The 19,970-nt window shown below is 52.3% G+C and carries 10 protein-coding genes; 3 read left to right on the forward strand and 7 right to left on the reverse strand.

Annotated elements, in window-relative coordinates:
- Positions 1–138 precede the first annotated feature (138 nt).
- From MKY64_RS11160 to MKY64_RS11175, 4 genes are all read right to left on the reverse strand, one after another.
- Positions 139–5,085: an S-layer homology domain-containing protein gene (locus tag MKY64_RS11160; protein ID WP_340952982.1), complete on the reverse strand. Its 4,947-nt coding sequence runs from the start codon at positions 5,083–5,085 to the stop codon at positions 139–141.
- 25 nt (positions 5,086–5,110) lie between these two features.
- Positions 5,111–6,217: a peptidylprolyl isomerase gene (locus tag MKY64_RS11165; protein WP_340952984.1), complete on the reverse strand. Its 1,107-nt coding sequence runs from the start codon at positions 6,215–6,217 to the stop codon at positions 5,111–5,113.
- Positions 6,218–6,428: 211 nt separating this feature from the next.
- Positions 6,429–8,594, reverse strand: a complete 2,166-nt coding sequence (locus MKY64_RS11170) for a GH92 family glycosyl hydrolase (protein WP_340952986.1) — start codon at positions 8,592–8,594, stop codon at positions 6,429–6,431.
- Between the two features lie 67 nt (positions 8,595–8,661).
- Positions 8,662–10,836, reverse strand: coding sequence for a beta-galactosidase (locus MKY64_RS11175; protein ID WP_340952989.1), 2,175 nt, complete (start codon positions 10,834–10,836; stop codon positions 8,662–8,664).
- A gap of 227 nt (positions 10,837–11,063) precedes the next feature.
- Between MKY64_RS11175 and MKY64_RS11180 the strand changes: the two genes are divergently transcribed.
- From MKY64_RS11180 to MKY64_RS11190, 3 genes are read left to right on the forward strand one after another with little or no spacing between them, the layout of a single operon-like run.
- Positions 11,064–12,308, forward strand: a complete 1,245-nt coding sequence (locus MKY64_RS11180; RefSeq protein WP_340952991.1) for a response regulator — start codon at positions 11,064–11,066, stop codon at positions 12,306–12,308.
- A 19-nt stretch (positions 12,309–12,327) separates the two neighbouring features.
- Complete coding sequence (locus MKY64_RS11185) at positions 12,328–14,067, forward strand: cache domain-containing sensor histidine kinase (protein WP_076075565.1); 1,740 nt, start codon at positions 12,328–12,330, stop codon at positions 14,065–14,067.
- Positions 14,064–14,303 carry a class I SAM-dependent methyltransferase gene (locus MKY64_RS11190; protein ID WP_036726115.1) on the forward strand — a complete coding sequence of 80 codons (240 nt, stop codon included), beginning with the start codon at positions 14,064–14,066 and terminating at the stop codon, positions 14,301–14,303. The genes MKY64_RS11185 and MKY64_RS11190 overlap by 4 nt, the downstream gene beginning before the upstream one ends.
- Positions 14,304–14,454: 151 nt before the next feature.
- Here the strand turns inward: MKY64_RS11190 and MKY64_RS11195 are convergent, their stop codons facing one another.
- From MKY64_RS11195 to MKY64_RS11205, 3 genes are all read right to left on the reverse strand, one after another.
- On the reverse strand, positions 14,455–15,390 hold the full coding sequence (locus MKY64_RS11195; protein WP_209870697.1) for a hypothetical protein: 936 nt from the start codon (positions 15,388–15,390) through the stop codon (positions 14,455–14,457).
- A 384-nt stretch (positions 15,391–15,774) separates the two neighbouring features.
- Positions 15,775–16,770, reverse strand: a complete 996-nt coding sequence (locus MKY64_RS11200; protein WP_036726111.1) for a hypothetical protein — start codon at positions 16,768–16,770, stop codon at positions 15,775–15,777.
- Positions 16,771–17,493: 723 nt separating this feature from the next.
- Positions 17,494–19,953, reverse strand: a complete 2,460-nt coding sequence (locus MKY64_RS11205) for a family 78 glycoside hydrolase catalytic domain (protein WP_340952994.1) — start codon at positions 19,951–19,953, stop codon at positions 17,494–17,496.
- Positions 19,954–19,970 lie beyond the last annotated feature (17 nt).

A 19,970-nucleotide genomic window follows, 5' to 3' on the forward strand; every position in this document is an offset into this window, starting at 1 on the left:
ACTACGTAGTAGTTATAATCTACTACATAATGTAGTGGTTAGTCAAATGTATAGCTGCAATCCGTCTAGAGATTATCAAATTGAACTGAAGCAGTAAAAGACCGCCGGGAAATCCCGGCAGCCTCCACTAGAATGAAATCACAATCCCATGATTCTGTAAATTACCGCTGCAGCCTCTTCACGCGTGGTCAAACCCTGCGGTTTGTAAGTACCGTCACCATAGCCCTTGATGATACCGGTCTGCCGCAGATAGTTAACTGCTTCCAGAGCGTACGCTCCGATTTGCTTGTGATCCGTAAAGGCCGCGGCAGTGCTGGAAGCCTCCGGCTGCGGTCCGTTCAGACGCATAGCGCGGAACAGCATAACAGCGATCTCCTGGCGGGTAACCGGCTCCATTGCACCGAAGAAGTCCTCGCTCCGCCCGTTAACAACACCTAAAGCCTGAGCCGTAGTAACGGCTTGGTAGTACCAGGCACCTGGAGTGACATCCTTGAACTTCCCTTGGTTATTCCCTCCTTGAAGCTCCAGTGCGGATACCAGCAGTTGAATGAATTCTGCCCTGGTGATCTGCCGGTCAGGTTCATATTTGCCCTCCCCTGTACCGCGAACCAGGCCACGGGCAGCCAATGCCTCCAGGATGATGGAGTTACTAGAGTCCGTATCGGAGAAGTGAACCCCTGCATTGGCAGTGCCATAGAGGCCAAAATTCGGTGTTGTAAGTGTAATGCCGCCTGCCCCTGCTACATATTTAGAATTCTTAATTACTTCGGTTTGCCCTCCACCAGTGACGGAATAGGCGATAGCTTGATGCGACGCTTCTCCCGGCTTCAAGTTGTGTGCAACGGATACCTTCATGGATGCAGACCCGCGTATTCTTTCTATTTGCTGTCCGTCCACGGTCAGAGAGACCCGGTGTAAGGAATACGTTGTCCATTGCTTATTCATGTCCGCTGGCTGCTGTGAAGCATCTGCAACATGAACGGAAAGCTCCAGCTTTTGGGAACCCTCAGGAATACTATCTACCAGAGAAGCCACGGGAATCGTTAAGGTCACTCCGCCAGCTTGTATGGTCAGCGAGGTTACATGATCCTTCAGCTCTTTAACCGGTAGTTGAAAAGCACTTCCTTTGGTCATAGCATTCTCTGCTGCCAGCTTAAGCACCAGTGCTCCGCTCTGCACACCATCCATGGCTTGCCGGATCTCTCCGTCCCGAAGCTGCGCGTGAATGATTCCATCGGCTCCCGGTTCAGCTTGTACCTGAAGGAGTCCCGGTGAATGAGTAATGATCTCACCACCTACTGTGCCGGGAGTACCTTCACTGCTTCCACCGCTGTTATTATTATTGTTGCCGTTATTGCTGCCGGGCGTAGGTTCAGGCGTATCCGTCCCCGCGTTGTCCCCGCTCCGAACCGCATTTACGGTGTAAGTCTTGGAAGTAGTTCCGTCGGCAGCAGTCACTTTGACATCAATCCTGTTGTCTCCTACCTGAAGCCCGCTCCCGCCTGTTACTGTCACTGTGGCCCCGGCATGAGCAGGAGTCCCCGTTACATTCACCTCAGTCTTGGAAAAGGGAAGGTTGATGGTGTAATTCAGCTTATCCTGCCCGAACCCTGAGATATCTGTACCGTCAATACTCAACCGGCTCAAATCGGCATTGCTGCTCAGCTCTGGCTCTTCTTCCCCGCCGGTATTCATCAACTGAAAGGTGCGGAAGAGAGTCGGGTCCTTCACACCGCCAATGCCTGAGCCCCATTCGATATAACCCTTGCGGCCTGCTCCGTCATTATCATTGACCAGCATCGAGAAGCTCAACACTTCACCCGCCGCTGGCCGGACCGGGCTGACTTCGCTCCAGGGCAGTGCCAGGGCATAGGAGGTTACCTTATTCTGCTCATCTCTGGTCACCTTGAGCGTTCCGGTGGTCAATATTCCCGTTGCTGCCCCTTTCATGGACAACCAGCGGTAAATCTGCGGACCCTCCGGCGTCTGAGAGATCCCGTATTCATACCAGGACTGGCTGTCTCCCGGTACACCGGGAGCAAGGCTGAACTGGATGCTGTCATTCTGCCAGATATTAATCCCGGAAGCCTTATGAGTGAATACATCATCACGGATATCGGCTGTCAAATACAACTGATCTTTATCCCAGCGCAGCTGCGTGGTTCCACTGAGATCATCAACACCGTTGTAATCCGTCATTAGGGGCGTTCCGTCCGCAAGATCAATCAGCGCCGGTCTGCCTGTGTCCGACTGATTCGGCATCCGGTTAATATCTATATTCCGCTTCACGTGGACATCCTCGTAACCCTCCAGATCAACGGTCAACTCCAAAGGATACTTCACGCCTTCAGAGAATCCCGGCAGTGGAATGGAATAAGGGGATTTGCTGCCCGGTGCGATCTCAGGCAACTTCGATTCGCTGCCGGTAATCTGCTCTTTGCCTTCACCGATAGACCAGGTAATCTTCTTAATGACCAGAGGGTCTGCGGCCGAGCTGTTCGTGAATTGAAGCTGAAGCGATATCCCGCCGCCGCTTCCGTCCTTAATATGCGGGACAATCTTCAGGCCTTCATAATACAGCCGCAGATCATCTATGGGTGCTTCAGGCAGCGTTGCCGGATCAAGTCCGGGACCGTTATACGCTCCGATATTCGGCGGAGCATCCGCTGACACGGCATTGCCCCAGTAATCCAGTCCACCATTGTCGGCAATAACAGCTCCGGCCCCGAGTGCAGGCGAGTTGTCTCTCAGCTTATAGCCGTCCACCGTGTTCCAGCCGGTACCGCCGCTGCCTTGGGCGACAAGCAGAGGATTCGCTGTGATGGAATTAGCATTCTCCGGCTCACTTGCAGGATGGTTGCCATACAGCAGATTATGATCGAAGGTGCCGTTCACTCCCGGCAGATTATATCCTCCCTGTCCAAGGTTGTAGACCAGATTATTCTTGAAGGAATAGGGAGCGTTGATATTGCCGCCGTCATCCCATTCATGGTCGATAATTCTGGTGTTCTGCCCTGCTCCGATATAGATTGTATTATTATAGATTTGTGTATCCGGCGTAACCCCGCCCGCGAAGTTGAAGGTGTGCGTCAGATCATTTTGGCTGATATTGTAGCGCACCACATTGTTAGAGGAGCCTGTCAGCACCCCCGGAGTCAAACGCGCATCGACGAAAAGCATAAATCCGCCTTTGTTGCCATGGCTGTAATTATATTGAACCACACTGTCTATGGTATCAATATCCAGATTGAAGCCCTGGCCGTCGCCTTCCGGCTTGTTCGTGTTGAAGGACTCATTGAACTGTACAACGTTATTCCTGCCCCGGGTCGGCCAGATCGCGGCGGAGCCGTTAAATTCACCTTCCTCGGAATAGTTCCCCCCTTCCTCTGCAATGTTATGTTCAATCAATCCCCCATTCACACCAAAGGTGAGAATACCGTCACTGTCCGCCTGCTTGACATAGTTCCCGCGGATGGTTACATTGACCGTAGCATAATCCGTTCCGTTGAACCGCTGATCCCATACCACAATCCCGGTACGCCCGATCCGTTCCACCGTGTTGCCTTCGATCCATACCCCGTCGAACTTGTCTGTACCCGTTGTTCCTCCGACATATACAGAGATGCCGCCGAACGCATGTGGACCTCCTTCAGCCCCGGATACGGTAGGATAGCGGAAGCTGCTGGATACATCATGCACATAGTTATCCTTAATGTGTATATTTCTTAAGATTCCTCCATTGGCGTTCTCTACCATAATACCTTCGCGGTAGACCGTCCCTCTCTCGGAGGCGTAGTTGGTAACCTCCAGATCCTGGATCATCCAATTCGAGGCATTGCGTAAATATACGGCCCCGCCGGCCATACCACCGCCATTAATAACCGGCTTGCTTCCGGTGCCGTATGCACCGATAGTGATCAGTTTCTCGTCCGTTCCACTGCCTTTGGGATATAATTGTTCATTCCAGATGCCGCCCTTCTTCAGCAAAATCCGGTCCCCAGCCTCAAAGGTAGTCTGATTGACTACAGTAAAGGTCTTCCACGCCGTCTCCGGTGTTCGCCCGTCATTACTGTCGCTGCCAGTCAGTGCATCGACATAATAATCTCCGTCTCCGCCACTGCTTCCGCCGCCTCCCTGCACTCTATTGGATAAGGAGACAGAGCCTAGCTGCATCTGCCAGGGAGCGGAATCGCCTGTTAGTTCGATTTTCAGATAATGAATCCCTGGTGGAATAACCGCTGCAGGCGTATAATTGCTTCCTGTCCAAGCTCCGTCACCCGTGGACTGGGGAGCATCTTGAACAGCGGGCAGCTCCGCCCAGGCTGAGGCATCCGCCGAACCGTAGAACTTGATGCTCCCGCTGGAGCCGGCAAAGGAATGCAGGCGGGCTTTGAAGGACTGCAGGTTATGCAGATGGTATACGATAAATTCAGCAGATTCGGCCGTTCTTACCGCCCGGGAAGCATCTCCGCCAAAATAATCGGGATTGCTTGTATCCATGGTCCAGTTATCGCTGTATGCGGAGAGCTGTGAGACATCGTCCAGCTCATCGTTCAACGTTAGCGGAGCTAAGGATACATTGGAGAGATTAAGGCTTCCGAGTTGCGTCATCCAGGTATCGAGATCGCCGCTGACTTCAATTTTGAGGTAATTTACATTATCCGGAAGTGCTCCTGACGGTGTATACAGGGTTCCGTACCAGCCCGAACCGGTCGCCGCCGGGCTGTCATTGACGGCCGGAAGCTCCGTCCAGTCTGCCGCATCCGCTGAACCGTAGAACTTCACTAAGGCGGTTGAGCCGGAGAAATAATACGTTTGAAGCGAGAACGACTGGATCCCTGTCATTGGATAGACTGCATATCCGGCATCCATTGAGGTCCTGACCATTCTTTCAGCATCTCCGCTGAAGAACTGAGGGTTGCTGCTGTCAATCACCCAATTCTCCGAGCGTAACTCCGCTGCCGGAAGGGCCGTGAATTCATTGGTCACCGTCTCTTCAGTATGGGCTGAGACGCCCATTGCGGGGAGCAGCGCTGTGCAGATCATCACCAGCGCAAGTATGGTTATTGTCAGTTTTTTCAACATTATTGCGTAATTCCTCCTTAGATTGTTATTGAATCGCCTGCCGTGCCAGATCCTCAGCCATCTGGTTATTCCATTCCACGACGACTTCGGACCGCTTATGATCCACAAGAGCTCTGAACTTCTGCTGTGCCAGATCCTGTGCAATCTTATCCTTTACCTGATCGAACGGCAGAGCTTCCGGCTCAGCTTCGGACAGGCAGTACAGGAGGTGGACAGCCCCGTTCTCCGCAAACAAGCTACTCATCTGTCCCTGTGCAAGCTGCTCCGCAGCAAGTAACACCATTGGACTCTCCAGCGCTGCTGTCCGCCGTGAGGTGCTGGTAACGGTTAGCTCGCGGGCATAGACTCCAAGCTTGTCCGCCTGTTCACGGAGCGTTGTTCCGGTAAGTTCGGTTCCGGTCGATTCTGTTCCGGCTAGTACTGCTGCCTGGAGGTCTTTCATTCTGTCCATGGCCCGGCTCTGATCTTTGTATTCGGATTCCGGTCCGTAGGGCAGCGTAACCCATTCCAGACGGATAGTTCCCTTCCTGGAATATTTCGCAGCCAGATTGGCTTCATATTCCAGTCTCTCCTGTTCAGCAGTGATGACGATAGAGCCATTACGGCGCATCGCATCAATCGTTGCATCCTCAAGATTGCTCATGTAATAGCTGTAGTAAGCCTGTCCATCCAGATGCTTAGGACCATACACCACCTCCTTGTTCACTGCCGCCTGACTCCGCCGTATATTTTCGCGCTCCATTCCAATCAGGAATGCCTCAAAGCTGATGTCTGATATCACTCCAGCTTCCTCTGCAAGCTGCAGCTCTGCTTGCTTGGTCAATAGCTGAGTCTGAGCGTCCCTGATCCATCGTTGCAGCGGAATCTCGCCGGAATAATCGGTCAACCAGAAGTCCTCCGAATAACCGGCATTATAAGTCTGCATGAAGTAATCGGCAGTAAGCGCCCGGTTCAGCTGAAGATGCCAGTTGAACTCAGCGGTGGTGGCCTCCTGACCATTGACGATCAGAAGCGGAGCTGCTTTATCGGGCGTTGCCGTGCTCATTGCTCCAATCATTATCAGGCTTCCGGCGATCAATGCAGCCAGAACAGTGGCGAGCACTTTCCTTTTGGAATGAAACCTTTGAGCCATGGGTTGATCTCTCCTCCCCGCTTTTCTGTTAAGCGCTTTCAACACCTTCGATATTAGACAGATTGCTCATGAAAAGACAGGTGTGAAACCTGCGAAATGGTTTGCCATTTCACGATTTGACAGCAGTGTCTGGTTCTTCCTTCCTTAGCTGGAAGGGTCTATAAGGTAGAACAAAGGCAGCCTGGAAGATCCGGACTGCCTTGACTGGTTCTTATAGCGGGGCAGGCCCCGGAACCATATTGAAGCTTAAGACTCCGCCTCTCATAATCTCGTCATGCGGCAAGGAGTGATGCTCCCATGGCTTACCGTTCCAGTGAACCGATGCACTATAAACATTGGCGGGACTATTGTTCTCCGCTTCAATGACCCATTGCCGCCCGTTGTCAAGCTGGATGGTAACCTTGTCAAACAGGGGGCTGCCGAGTACGTACTCAGGAATTCCGGGACTGAGCGGATACAGGCCGAGGGCACTCCAAATATACCAAGCCCCCATGCTGCCGTTATCCTCATCGCCGGGCAACCCGTCCATCCTGCTGCTGAACTGTCCGGCCATCGTTTTGCGGACCCAGTACTGTGTTGTGGGCAACGACCCGAGTCTGGAGAATAGATAAGGGATGTGGAAGCTGGGCTGATTGCTGATGGCAAATTGCCCGAGTCCGGCCGAAGCCATCTCCGACATTTCATGAATTTCCTGTCCATAGGAGCCTACTTTGAATACCGGTTCTTCAGCCATTAGCTGGTCCAGCTTGCGGACGAATGCCTGCTCTCCGCCCATCAGTCCGGCCAGCCCCGGGAAGTCATGGGGGACCGCCCAGCTCCCCTGCCAGGCACCGCCCTCACAGAAGGGATCGCCCCATTGCAGAGGATCAAAGGCCTCTTGCCAGGTCCCGTCCTCGTTACGGCCTCTCATGAATCCGACTTCCGGATCAAATAACCGCTTGTAATTCTGCGCACGGCTCATGAAGCGCTCATAGTCATCCATCTTGCCAAGTGTTCTGGCAATCTGGGCAATACAGAAATCCCCGTACACATAATCGAGTGTATTGCTTACACTTTCTTGGAACCGGTCATGAGGCAGATAGCCGTACTGTAAATATAATTCAATTCCGCGTCTGCCCAGTCTCTCATCCGCAGCCGGATGGTCTGCGTGCTTCAGCAGGCCTTCATACAGCAGCTCCGCATCGAAGCCCCCGATTCCCTTGACAATGACATCCGCAGCCGCCGCATCAATCAGTGTCCCGGGCATCGCACTGCGTTCACCCGGAGACAGCCACTTCGGCAGCCAGCCGTTCTCTTCATAAGCCAGCGTCCACGCCTGCATAATCTCGCCCAACAAAGCTGGGAACAGAACGCTGTACAGCGGGAGGCTCGTACGGTATACATCCCACAGACCGATATCTGAATACATTGGACCTTGGCAAATGCTGCCGTTAAATGGACTGTAATGAATCTGTTCGCTATGCTCGTTATATTCATGCCATGTTCTGGGGAACAGGCAGACCCTGTACATGCAGCTGTAAAAGGTGCGGAGATTCTCTTCATCTGCGCTTTCTACCGTAATCCGGCTGAGCCGTTCCTCCCAGCTTGCCTCTGCTGTACTTAAGATCTCCCCGAAGCTGCATTCACCAATCTCCCGTTCCAGATTCAACAGAGCCTGCTCCCCGCTGATGAAGGAGGTGCCGCACTTGACCCCTGCTACGCCGGATTCCGGCAGGGCTAATCCTGCATAGGCACCCAGCCGTTCTCCGGTTCCCTCATACGTCCCTAACGGCTGATACTCTCCATCGAAGATTCCCGACTCCTCCATGATCAGGTCTGTATCGAACTGGAAGACGAAATACATGGCGAAGTTATCGGGTACCCCGGCGGTATGGCCTCTGGTATAGCCGGTAATTCTGCGCATCTCCGGCTGAAAGACAAAATGTGACTCCCCCTTCAGCGGCGCTATAATCAGCCTGTTCTGGTGCGGCTCATCATAAGTTATTCTCAGCGCTGCACAGCGTTCGGTGGGCGTCAGCTCCAGCCGGGTCCGGTAACGCTGCAAGTGTACACTGAAATAGTGGGGGGAGACCTGCATCTCCCCCGGTTTGAAGGAGGAGGAGCGTGCGCTAGGGCTGAGCAGCAGCGGCCCGCTCTGCGGCAATAGCGTCAGATGTCCATAGTCCCCAATCCAGGGACTGGGCTGATGGGTCAGGCGGATGCCCTCCAGGTGGCGGTGACGGGGATGGAAGAACCAGGTGCCGCCCGCTTCATGAGTTTGCGGGCACCAGGCTGCCATACCGAACGGCATCGCTGTAAGCGGCAATGTGTTGCCGTTGGAATACCGGAAATCCGATTCTGTTCCCTGCAGGGGATTCACATAATCTAATAACTTCATACCAATACACTCCTTAAGCCGGATCGCACCGGCCGGCTCTATAATATCTGGCAGTACCTCTGCCGCCCTAAGTTAAGCGGAATACCTGAATATCCCCGGCTTGCATCTGTACAGTCAGGCGGGTTGTTGCAGGCTCCTTCCTGTCCGTCGGCCGAATTTCCGCGTGGCCGACGGTGAACCAGGGTTCGGCTGAGGTATACACAGCACGCAGCTTAATTTCAGTCGTGGTCTCTTCTTGCCCTTCATTGTGCACATATAGAAATGCGCCCCGGTCCGGTCCTTCGCCCCATTCGGACAGATCCGCACGGACTTTACCGCTTGCCTGCACATAAGTCTCCAGCTTCAGCTCCTGCTGCAGCAGATCCCGTACCAGCTGAAGCGTACCGGGATGCTCATCCTTCCAATAGGCAGCCGCAAGCAAAGTGCCTAACCATACAGCGCGTCCTGTGCCGTAATCGGCGCAGGTTAAGGCAGGCATGATGTCTTCGGTAAATTGGGCCAGCACCTTCACATGTTCTTCCAGCCCGATATCCGATTTGTAATAGGAGCCATGAGCCAGATCGCTAGCGGTAGGCTCTTCTTCCCCGCTATGCCCCATCACATTCTGCAGCGGAATCGCCGTCCGGGATTCGAAGGCAACCTGATGATAGCTGTGATCCAGATTCTCGGCAGAGTGAATCCAGGTCTCGCGGACGCCGAACACTTGATCGAATCCGTATCCCGGAACGTTATAGCTGTGACAGCCATTCTCTGCCTGAAGAGCACCGAAGGAGCATTCCGAGATCAGAATTCCGCCGTTCTCCACCCACACACGCAGGATGGCGCACAATTTGCGGCTCAGGTAGAGCGGATAAGGCATCCACAGGCAGCGGTATGGCTTCAGTGACTCCTCTGTAACATCAGACTCATGCAGGAACTCTACTTTATAATTAAGCTCATGCAGCAGCTTATGGGCGCCTTGTATGGAGTCGTTGTAGGTATCCAGATGATCATGCGCTGCGAAGTTGGCAATCTGATTCTCCGGGCTGAACAGAATGGCAATCCCGTCCCCGCGGCGTTTGGCCAGCATCAGCTCCCGCTTGTTGTCCTGTACCAGCTTGTTAAGCTGTGCCATGTCCTTGTACCAGGGCGTAGTGCTGCCGTCCAGATAGACACTGCCCCAGGCCGGAGCTTCCTGACCCAATATCTCTGGCCTGTATTGCCAGAACAGATATCCGGTGATGCCGCGGGCAAGCGGGGTCAGAATATGCCGTTTCATCTCCAGAAGATCCGGCTGGCGCGGCTTCATCGCTGTATTGCCCGGCAGCGCGTGAATTTCCGAGTTAATAATCGGTTTGCCCTTGGCAGCCGAGATCAGCAGATCAGCCGACCACGCCGAAGACCCCAGGCTGTTGCCTGTCAGATCACAGGGCTCTGCCAGCTTGAAGTCATCCGAACCGGCCGTAATCATATTGAAGATTGGCGCAGGTACCGTATGAGCCATAACCGGATGCTGCACATCCAGCGACTTCACCACTTGTACCCGGCTCCGCAGCTCCTCCGTCAGGGTGTCCGACATGAACAGCCGCCAATCTATCAGATCGTTGAAGACGCCTTGGCCCCGCGGTGCCTCCACTTCCTCCCAGTTCCCGTAAGTCCGCTGCCACGATTCGTTGAGTGCTTCCAGAGAACCATATTTATGGATCAGCCAGTCATGAAATGCCGGAATCGAATGCTTGCAATAACAGACCTGGTTGTCAAAAGACAGCTCACGCTTAATCCCCGTGGTCAGCTCCGGCTCATTCCACAAATCCCATACCCAGAGCGCCGGATGATCTTTGAAGGCCTTGACGGTCTCCTCCAGAAAGCGTGCTTTCTCCGCAGCGGCTGGCGCATGATGATAGCAAGGTCCGGGTGCTCCGCCAATCTGGCGGCAGTTAATCGCTCTTGGCTCCAGAATGGAACCGTCAGCTGTGACCATTTTGGAATCAGGATATTTTCTATAAAACCAGGCCGGAGCCACATCGAAAATCACATTCAAAATGACCTTCAATCCATTCCGGTGAGCTATATCCATCAACTCCTGAATATCATCGAACACGAATGTCCCTTCCCTGGAGACGCTGGACCGCCACTGCACCCAATACTTCACACAATTGAACCCCTGCCCGGCTATATTGCCGAGGTCTTGTTCCCATTGGTCCTTGAAGGGGGTTGGGGAACGGTAATATTGAAACCCGAATGGAATAAATGGATCTTGCATGAAGTAACTCCTCCTACAGCGTTCAATTTCGATAGTCTTTCATCTATAAAAGCGCTTACTGCTTATTCACGCTTAAAGTCTATCACAGTGTATTTTACGAAAGTTAGGATAGAATCCTATGAAACGGTTTGCGATCCTGACCACCTGATTATTTACGGCTACTCTAAAAGACAATTCATGTTTATACTGACTGTAAGACACAGAAAACTACTACGGGGTGAAAGCTAATGTTGAAAGCGCTTGTAGTCGATGACGAATACCTGGTACGTATGGGCATCACACAAACTATAGATTGGGCAGAATACGGCGTTGAGATCATTGGAGAAGCCAGCAATGGCGAAGAAGGCCTGGAGCTCGCCCTCCAGCACCGCCCGGATGTGATTATTACGGATATCCGCATGCCGTTCATGAATGGTCTGGAGCTTATAGAGCAAATCCGCGAACAGGACATGCTGGTGGGAATTGTCGTCCTTAGCGGTTATGATGAATTTCAATATGCGCAAGCAGCTCTCCGTTATGGAGCTTCCACTTATTTGCTGAAGCCCATTAATATAGAAGAACTCGCAGATACGGTACGCTGTGTCGGCACAGAAATTCTGGAGAAGAAGCTGCATTCCAAGCGGTATTCCCAGCTGAACGGGGAAATCGCTTCGATCTCCAAGCAATTCTGGCAGGATCTGCTGCACGGCCAATTGCAGGATGAGGCATTTGTTGCCGGTAAGCTGAAGCTGTTGAACCTGGAGCTCGCACCTGGAGAGGCTGTCATGCCTCTATCTCTCGCCTTCCCTCCCGACAATGGCATGGAGCGGACGGCCGAGGCAACGGGAGCACTGGAGGATGCCGCAGCGGACTTCGTGGAAGCGCATTCTCTGGAGCAGCTCTGCCTCTTCAGGGACAGCCATCTGGAGTGGGTTATGGTACTCAGAACCAGAGATATCCTGACTGCCGGTGATGCTGCCCGCAGCTTGGGCAAACAGCTGTCCGAATGGAGCCAGCAGCACTTCGGGCAGCCGCTAAGTATTGGTATTGGCAAGCCTGAAGGAGATTGGCACAGAATCGCAGACTCGTACCGGCAGGCTGTACTTGCCGCACAGCGTGCCTTAACTGGTGTTGAACGCGTGCTCTATGCCGAGGAAGAGGCCGGGATGCGCTGCCGGCGTGAAATCAGGGAAGCGCTCGCTTTTATCCGGGAGCATTATGCCGGGAATATTACCGTTGAGCGGGTCGCTTCGGCGGTATTCGTGAGTCCGACCCATCTGATGCATCTGTTCCGCAAGGATCTGAATAAGACCTTCTACGAGTGTCTGACGGAATACCGCATCGAGGAAGCCAAGCGTATGCTGCGTAATCCGATGTACCGGGTCTATGAGGTGGGCAATCAGGTCGGCTTTACCGATTCCAAGTATTTCAGCCAGATCTTCAAAAAAATGACCGGTATCCCGCCAAGTGAATATGCGAAAACCTATGGTTAAGCCGAATTTGGAGAAATGGATGAACTCCCGGCTGCGGCGGTTCAAGATCAAGGGCCGGATTGTGATTGTTCTGTTAGCGGGCTTGTCTCTGCATCTGGTGCTGATGCTGGTTATTTTCAATTTCTACTCCTATACCTATCTGCAAAAAGACTTGTACCGCCATGTCGTTCAGACGCAGCGCCAGATTGGACTGAGCGTGGAGCTGATGGCCGATGACATCCAGATGCTGTTCCTGCGGTTTCTGGTGAACAGTGATATCTATCAGATCATCAATAATGACCACCTCCCGGCGGCAGACAAGGAATTGCGGATTGGAACCATTATTGACGATATGCTGGCCGATAATGACCTGGCGGGCAATGTTATCATCCATACCAATGACAATGTGCTCTATTCTTACCAGACCAAGCAGCAGATGCTGGAGGTACCCGAGGCCCTGTTCATCAAGCGTATTCAGGAGAGCAGTATGCCTGTGGTCGGTGAGATCAAACGCGATGGCGAAGGCAATGCCTACATTCCCTTCGGACAGCAGTTCCGCAACTTCAATACGGGGCAGAATATCGGTGTCGTGATTATTTATGTCAGAGAGTCGGCCTTGGCGGCGCTGTATTCCTCCAGCTTCACAGGCATCGGCTACTCCTTCCTGACGTCCGGCAACCGGATTGTTTCCCATCCGGACAAACGGCTGCTGGGCAATTATCTGGAGGAGAGCGCCCCGCTTCGTCCGGGTAAGGAAGAAGGCTACCGCACCTGGTCGGAGAATGGCAACACTTATATCATTGCGACCTATCCGCTGAATCCCCGGCTGGCGAGCCTTGGGGTCAGCTGGGAATTCACCAGCGTGATCTCCAGCCACAAGCTGTTTGCGGGAATCGTCAAGGGCAACCGCAATGCGCTCCTGTTCGCCAGTGTAACCTTCATTGTACTGCTACTGCTGTCCTTCTATCTGGCAGCACAGATTACCCGCCCGCTGCTGAATTTGAAGAAGAAGCTGGGGCTCTTTGGCAAAAAAGATCTGGCTGCTGTCTATGACCCGCGGGGACAAGTCGATGAGATTAGCCAACTGGAGAACAGCTATTACCAAATGGTGGAGCGGATCAGCCAATTGATGCTGGAGAAGGATGAGGAGAAGGAAAAGCAGCGCAAGGCCGAACTAACTGCGCTTCAATCGCAGATTAATCCTCATTTTCTATACAACACCTTGGATGCGATTGCCTGGATTGCCCGGCTGAAGAAGCAGCCGGACATTGAACGGCTGATTTCCTCCCTGGCTACCTTTTTTCGGATCAGCCTGCATAAAGGGGACAAGTTCGTCACGGTCGAAGAGGAAATCCGTCTGGTGCAGAGCTTCGTGACGGTCGAACAAATGCGGTTCCCGGATAAGTTCGGAGTTGAATATGAGATGGATGAATCTCTGCAAGGCGTCCGCATATTGAAGCTGATTCTCCAGCCTATTGCCGAGAATGCGATCAAACATGGCATCAGCGAGAAGCGCGGCGCAGGCCGGATCTGGATTAAGGGCGAGCTCCTGGGGGAAGAGATCCGGTTCACGGTGACCGATGACGGCGTCGGATTCGCAAATGGGGCCACACTCAGCCAGGCCAAAGAGGATGTGCTGTTCCAGAGCGGATACGGTCTGCGTAATGTGGACGAACGGATTAAGCTGGAATATGGTCCCCAATACGGACTCAGCATCTCCAGCACTCCCGGGCAAGGCACCACCGTGACCATCCGCTTGAAGAAGGAGTTGTCTAAATGATATCAGGGCAGTGCGGCAATTTCCTGGCATTGCCGTACCTTGACGGGAAATTTGATTTTATTGTTTCGAGTTTTGCCCTGCATCATCTGACGAGTGACCAAATGCTGCTCGCTATTCAGGAGAATTATATCCAATTCCCCAAGCTCATTGATTTATTAGAGGATAGCGGCTGCATCACGAAACACCTTAAAGTGAATCAATTGTTGCATGTTGTTTTAGCAGTACCTATTCGGTAGGGGGGAACCTTGCCCAGCGTTAAGGTTCACCACGATAGCTGAAGGGGCAAGGTTTAAGAGCCATCCCGCAAAGGATGGCTCTTTTTTTAAAGATATTTTCCAACTATCTTTGTAGATCGTCATGATTCTCAAAATTTAAATGCCTCTGGTTTTAGGTGAATATAGCTTCTTGAAACTTAATTTCTAGCTCTGCTAAATGACTTAAAGCTTCACCTATCATAAGCCAATCACTGTTTACCGCCAGCGAGTGGCACCTGCCATACACTTCTGACTGCAACAGCTTAATTTCGGCTAAACCACCATACTCACCTCGGAAGAATTCGCTAAAGTTCAATGCACGTCTTGCCCCTACCTGAAACGCAAAATGTGTCAAATGACCCAGCAAACTAGGGTTAATATCGCCACCCAGAATATATCTCTTTAACTCTGCTATGGCATCACTTCCTATTAACCAGTTACGTTCCGAGTATTGTTTTTCTATATCGTTATAAACTTGTCTGAAATACCGGATAGCCTCAACGCATATTTCCTGATGACTCGGGTGCTTAACTCGTTTGGGGGCACACCAGTAATGATAGGTCATATCATGTGGATACAATCGGTATTGAAGATGACTTGTTTTACTTGCTTTTATCAAGTCTTCCATTGGAAGCATTGCATAAGGATATCCTGCAGGGTCATGGAGTCTAACCACTCCATTCTCTATCCCAAAAGCCAGCACATAATGATCGCAGCCATGTAGATAACTATGATTAGGCATATATCTTAAATAACCCATATCCAACGGTCCTAGCAATACTGGATGTTGTTTGATTGCAGTTGTAAGTATTCCTTCAATATTTGAACTATCTATGCTTGAATGTTCGGTAATGGTGAATCCCAGTATATCCAGTGCCTTGCTTACTCCGATATGTGGAACTCCGTTCGAAAAGAATACCATGTTGTCCTCTTTGAACCAGAGCGCTCCAAGTCCAACGCCAGACAAGACTTCAATAGATTCCGCGGGTATTCTTTCCCCGACAGTGTCAAGAAGCATGGAAGTGGAATTGGAATAACAATACGCACCATTTCCTATATAGGTAAACATGAATTTATCCTCCTTCCTCAAATGGCAGACAATAATTACATTTCATTTACCGCGTGAAAACATGGAGGAAGATGGAAAAACGCAATAAGCTTATTCGCCAGAGCAAGTAAGCAAATTCACGTTTCGAAAAATGGAAGTTTTGATATCACTATCATCAAATGAAATAGCGTCCACTAGATTTGTTTCGATATATTCCATGGCACTATTCATCCTAGTCCAACCAATCCATCGTATTCCCTCCCTTCAAGGTTATTTTATCGGAAATGAAAAATGAATACCTTGCAATTTCTGCACGAAAAAGTCAGCAAAAAACTCACCCCTACTTGCGATACGGTTCGCCGTACTGCATGTGCTTGGATCGAAGCTAGATTTCTTTTGTGTCGCCTACTCCTTCATCGTTGAATTGATCTTCAGGTACAGCTGGTTCAACGGATTCACAATACTGTTGCTCAGCATAGAGATCAGCAGCCAGAACAATATGAATACTGCGATGTTCAATGCCAGCATTATATATTTGAACGCCTGGAGCTCTGCCTTCATGCCGTCCGCAGAGATATAGGTGACAATCTGATCAGCCGAATCGGGCAGCGGGTAGAGCAGAATTAGGCCACCGGCTGTTTCGCGCACCATGAAGTCCGTTTCGTTCAGGCTGCTCTTTCCCGGTGTAGCCAGCGCTGCTCCGATTTCCTGAAGGCGCACCGGAGGCATGTCCGCTGCCATCAGCAGCTTCCCGTCCTCCTTCAGCAGGTAGACCTCATTTTCCCCGTAGATCGAATTCTTGTCTGACAGGTAGAAGCTGTACAGCTTGCCAATCTCCACTTCAAGGGAGAGCAGACCGAGGACCCGTCCTCCCGCTTCCTGAATTTTCACTTCAAGCAGCAGACGGTCACGTAGATCCGTAGGCGCATTCATCAGTTGTTCCCGGTTCAGGACTGTCCAGCGTAAGGTCTGCTCATGAGCTCCCAGGAATTGCTGCATTCCCGGGTCCTTCTTAATCTCGGTGAACGGGAGCAGTCCCGACACATTGCTGGAAGAATAAGCCACGCCTGCTTCACCCCAAATGTAAATGCCGAGTATATCACTGCTGGAAGAACGTATACCTTCCAGTATCGGGGAAATGGCCCCGTCATACGCTGGTTTCTTCAGCGCTTGCTGCACCACCTGATTATTGGAAATCAGCTTGGAGGTCTCTTCCAGCCAGTTCATGAACAGCAGTGTATTCTTATGCTGCTGGCCGGTGTACTGGACAGACAGCTGCCTGAGCATATCCATGCTCCTGTGCTCCATATTGCGGTACAGAATGAAGCTTGAAGCAGAGATATAGACCGTAATGAACAACACCAGGACCAGGCGGATGTTGCGGCCGAACGATCTGAACATAGGGCTTCCCATCCCCTTCCGGTGTTAGAGTAAATCAAGCTGAAATAAGACCCAATTCAACGATAGCTGTAGAATGTACAATTAAAACCAGCCATAAGGCATAAGAGCAGCGTATACCTGTAGTCTGTGCAACTAAATCAGCCCGAAGGTGTGAGAATCAAGGTACAGTGATAATTTAAATGTACGAAATACATCTAAACGAATAATTGGTTTGAAATCAGGCGTTCTAGTTGTACGAAGTACAATTAAGCCTGCCACTAGTTTAAATCTGACCATATACTAATGCAGAGTCAGATTTAAAAAGGTAGAGTGGGCGCGATGAGGCCTGAAGGACTATAAGAGTGAAGTCATTGAGCCAGATGTATGCGAAAAATCGTGCTCATTATGCTGGAGCGAAGAAAAACCGATCACAATTGGACTGGGTGCACCGCGTAAGCCGAATGTAATCGAAAAACCGATCACAATTGGACTGGGTGCACCGCGTAAGCCGAATGTAATCGAAAAACCGATCACAATTGGACTGGGAGCGCTGCGTAGGCCAAATGTAATCGAAAAACCGATCACAATTGGACTGGGAGCGCTGCGTAAGCCGAATGTAATCGAAAAACCGATCACAATTGGACTGGGAGCGCCGCGTAGGCCAAATGTAATCGAAAAACCGAACATAATAGTAGGTGGTTCGAGCTTACTGATTCAATTTACCGTATAAAGTCTGATGCTATACTAGCAGTTAAAGCCCCTAATGTCGATCTCTATCCGGCCGATGTCACTCTTCTGAACCTCTCCATTGGGCAGAATAACAGTAATGGCTGAGCCGGGTGTCCAGACGGCTTCCATGTGGAACACTTCGATTCCTTCCTCGGTAGTAATCTCCCAGCTCACGGTTATAAGCCCCTGTTCTGTGCTTACGGCTCCGCTGGCGTACTGTAGATCGCCGCAATGAGGCTGCAAAATGATGCCATCTATGTCCTGACGGACCCCCAATATCCCTCTGGTGAATTCAGTAATCGGCAGTGCGCTCCAGGCATGGCAGTCGCTTCTGGTATCCGCAGAGTCGATCTCGGGAAGTGTGGTCAGCCCCAGCTCCAGCTGCTTCATCCAGCGTGTCCATAGCCCGTAAGACCGGTCATACATTCCGCTAAGCTCCAGCGCGCGGAACAGATAATAACTCATCGGCAGCGAGAGCTTAGCCATTGACGTATCGGTCAATACCGTTTGCAGCAGAGCCTCTCCCTCCGCAGCAGACACAGTACCGGTAAGCACTGCCCAGACCTGCGTGTGCTGGCTGAGCTGTACCTCTGGTCCTGCCTCCGGGCTGTCGCGGAAGAGCGGACCGTCCGCTTGGCGGCAGTTATCCAATACCGCAGCGTTGACTGCGGCCTTGCGCTGGCGCAGTTCTGCGGCAATCTGTGTCCAGCCGCTCGCTTCCAGCAGCTCGGCCGCTTGTCCCAGTGCAAAAGCATACATTAGACTCATCAGAGTGGCAGGTGCCTCATTCGTGCAATCCGGAGCGCCAAGCGGCCATTCTTCTACCCAGTCGTAATAATTCCAGTACTGGCGCGGAGTCCGGTCAACCAGTCCTTCCGGCGTCAAGCGCTGATCGAACCAGTCCAGCACGGACAGCATGGCCGTCCGGTAATGCTTCACCAGCGTCAGATCCCTGAAGACCCTGTAGTGGTCATGAATCATTCCGATCCAGTACAGGGAGAAGGACGGAATGACCTGCGGCAGCACTGAGGGATAGCGGCTTTGCAGCATCCCGTTTGGCAGCTGCGAAGCTCTGTAGTCCTCCATGGCCCTGCGGGCCAGCCTGTCGTCTCCTGACAGCAGGTACGTAAATTCCATCATCAGCCTGGTATCCATTGTGTATTGCAGCTGTTCATAATAGGGAGTGTCCTCATAGGTCTCGTGCATACAGCGGCTGAGCGTCCGTACACTCAGCTCCCAGAGACGGTTATACCGTTCATCCGAGCAGTGAAAGCTCCCTTGCAGCTGGAGCGGATATCCGGTCTCCCTGTAGTTGATTCCGGTTATCCTCAGCGGTTCATGTCCGGCATGAACCTCCAGCCGCACGTAACGGAAGGTACGGAACCAGAACGGCTCATAAACTTCGGGCTGGTCTTCTGTGCCGTAACCGGCTGGCCGGTAGCTGTCGTAACCGCCCCGTAATACCTGCTCCCTCATCTCATCGCGGACGGCTTTGCGGCGGACTTCCTCATCCCCTGTCTCTTCTTCATAGCATTCTGCGTATTGGAGTGTAATGAGACTGCCTCCTCCGCCCTGGAGCTTAAGCTGCAGATAACCTGTGGTCAGCTCGCCTACATCCAGCTCCAGCCAGAGCTGCTGTCCCGCCTGGACAAGTACACCTTCAGCAGCAGGCCCTGCAATAGAAGGGACAGTGCTGCTGGCTCCATCGCGCAGCTCCAGACGATGCCCGGCCGTGAAAAGGGCCTCTCCCTCCCCGCAGCTGCTGCGCATCAGCTTCCAGAAGAATTGTTCCTGCTCATACAGCAGCGGAACCGGACGCCGGGCCAGCTGCCAGGGGGTCAGTTGACCGTAGTCATCCCTTACCGGCTGTACTATCCGGGCAGCACTCCAGGCACTGTCATCATATTCCGGCAGCGTCCAGTCCCGGAGTGCCGTGTCCCCGGCGGCCTCTTCCAATCCGCCCATCCAGCGCATCATCGGGAACGGGCGGAGCCGGTAGCTGAGATCCCGTATGCCTTTCCAGGAAGTATCCGTAGGCAGTTCCTGCACAAGCTGCCCGTCCGCTGTAATCTCCGCTTCTACAAGCAGACCGCCTTGCTCTGAACGCCATACAGATATAGGACCATCTTCCCCCATTTCAAAGGGAGCGGTCCCGGCATAATGAACCACTGTAACAGCAATTACATTGATCCCCGGCTGCAGGATGCCCTCCAGGCTGAATTCCTCATAATATTGTACATGTTCATGCCCCTTGCAAGGCCCCGCCCATTGGCGCTGGCCATTGACGAACAGCCTGTAGCGGCTGTCTCCGGTAATCGCCATATTCAAACTGTACGCCTTGCCTGTACCGGCTGGCAGCTCAAACACTCTGCGGAAATATACCCGCTCATGCCGCGCATCCTTGTCCGCATTGCCTTGCTCTTCCTGCAACCAGATCCAGCGGGCGCTCCAGTCTCCCCATTCTTTTGCCGCCATGTTATCCGCATCTCCCT

The sequence above is a fragment of the Paenibacillus sp. FSL R7-0210 genome (assembly GCF_038009085.1).
GTDB lineage: Bacteria > Bacillota > Bacilli > Paenibacillales > Paenibacillaceae > Paenibacillus_AQ > Paenibacillus_AQ silagei.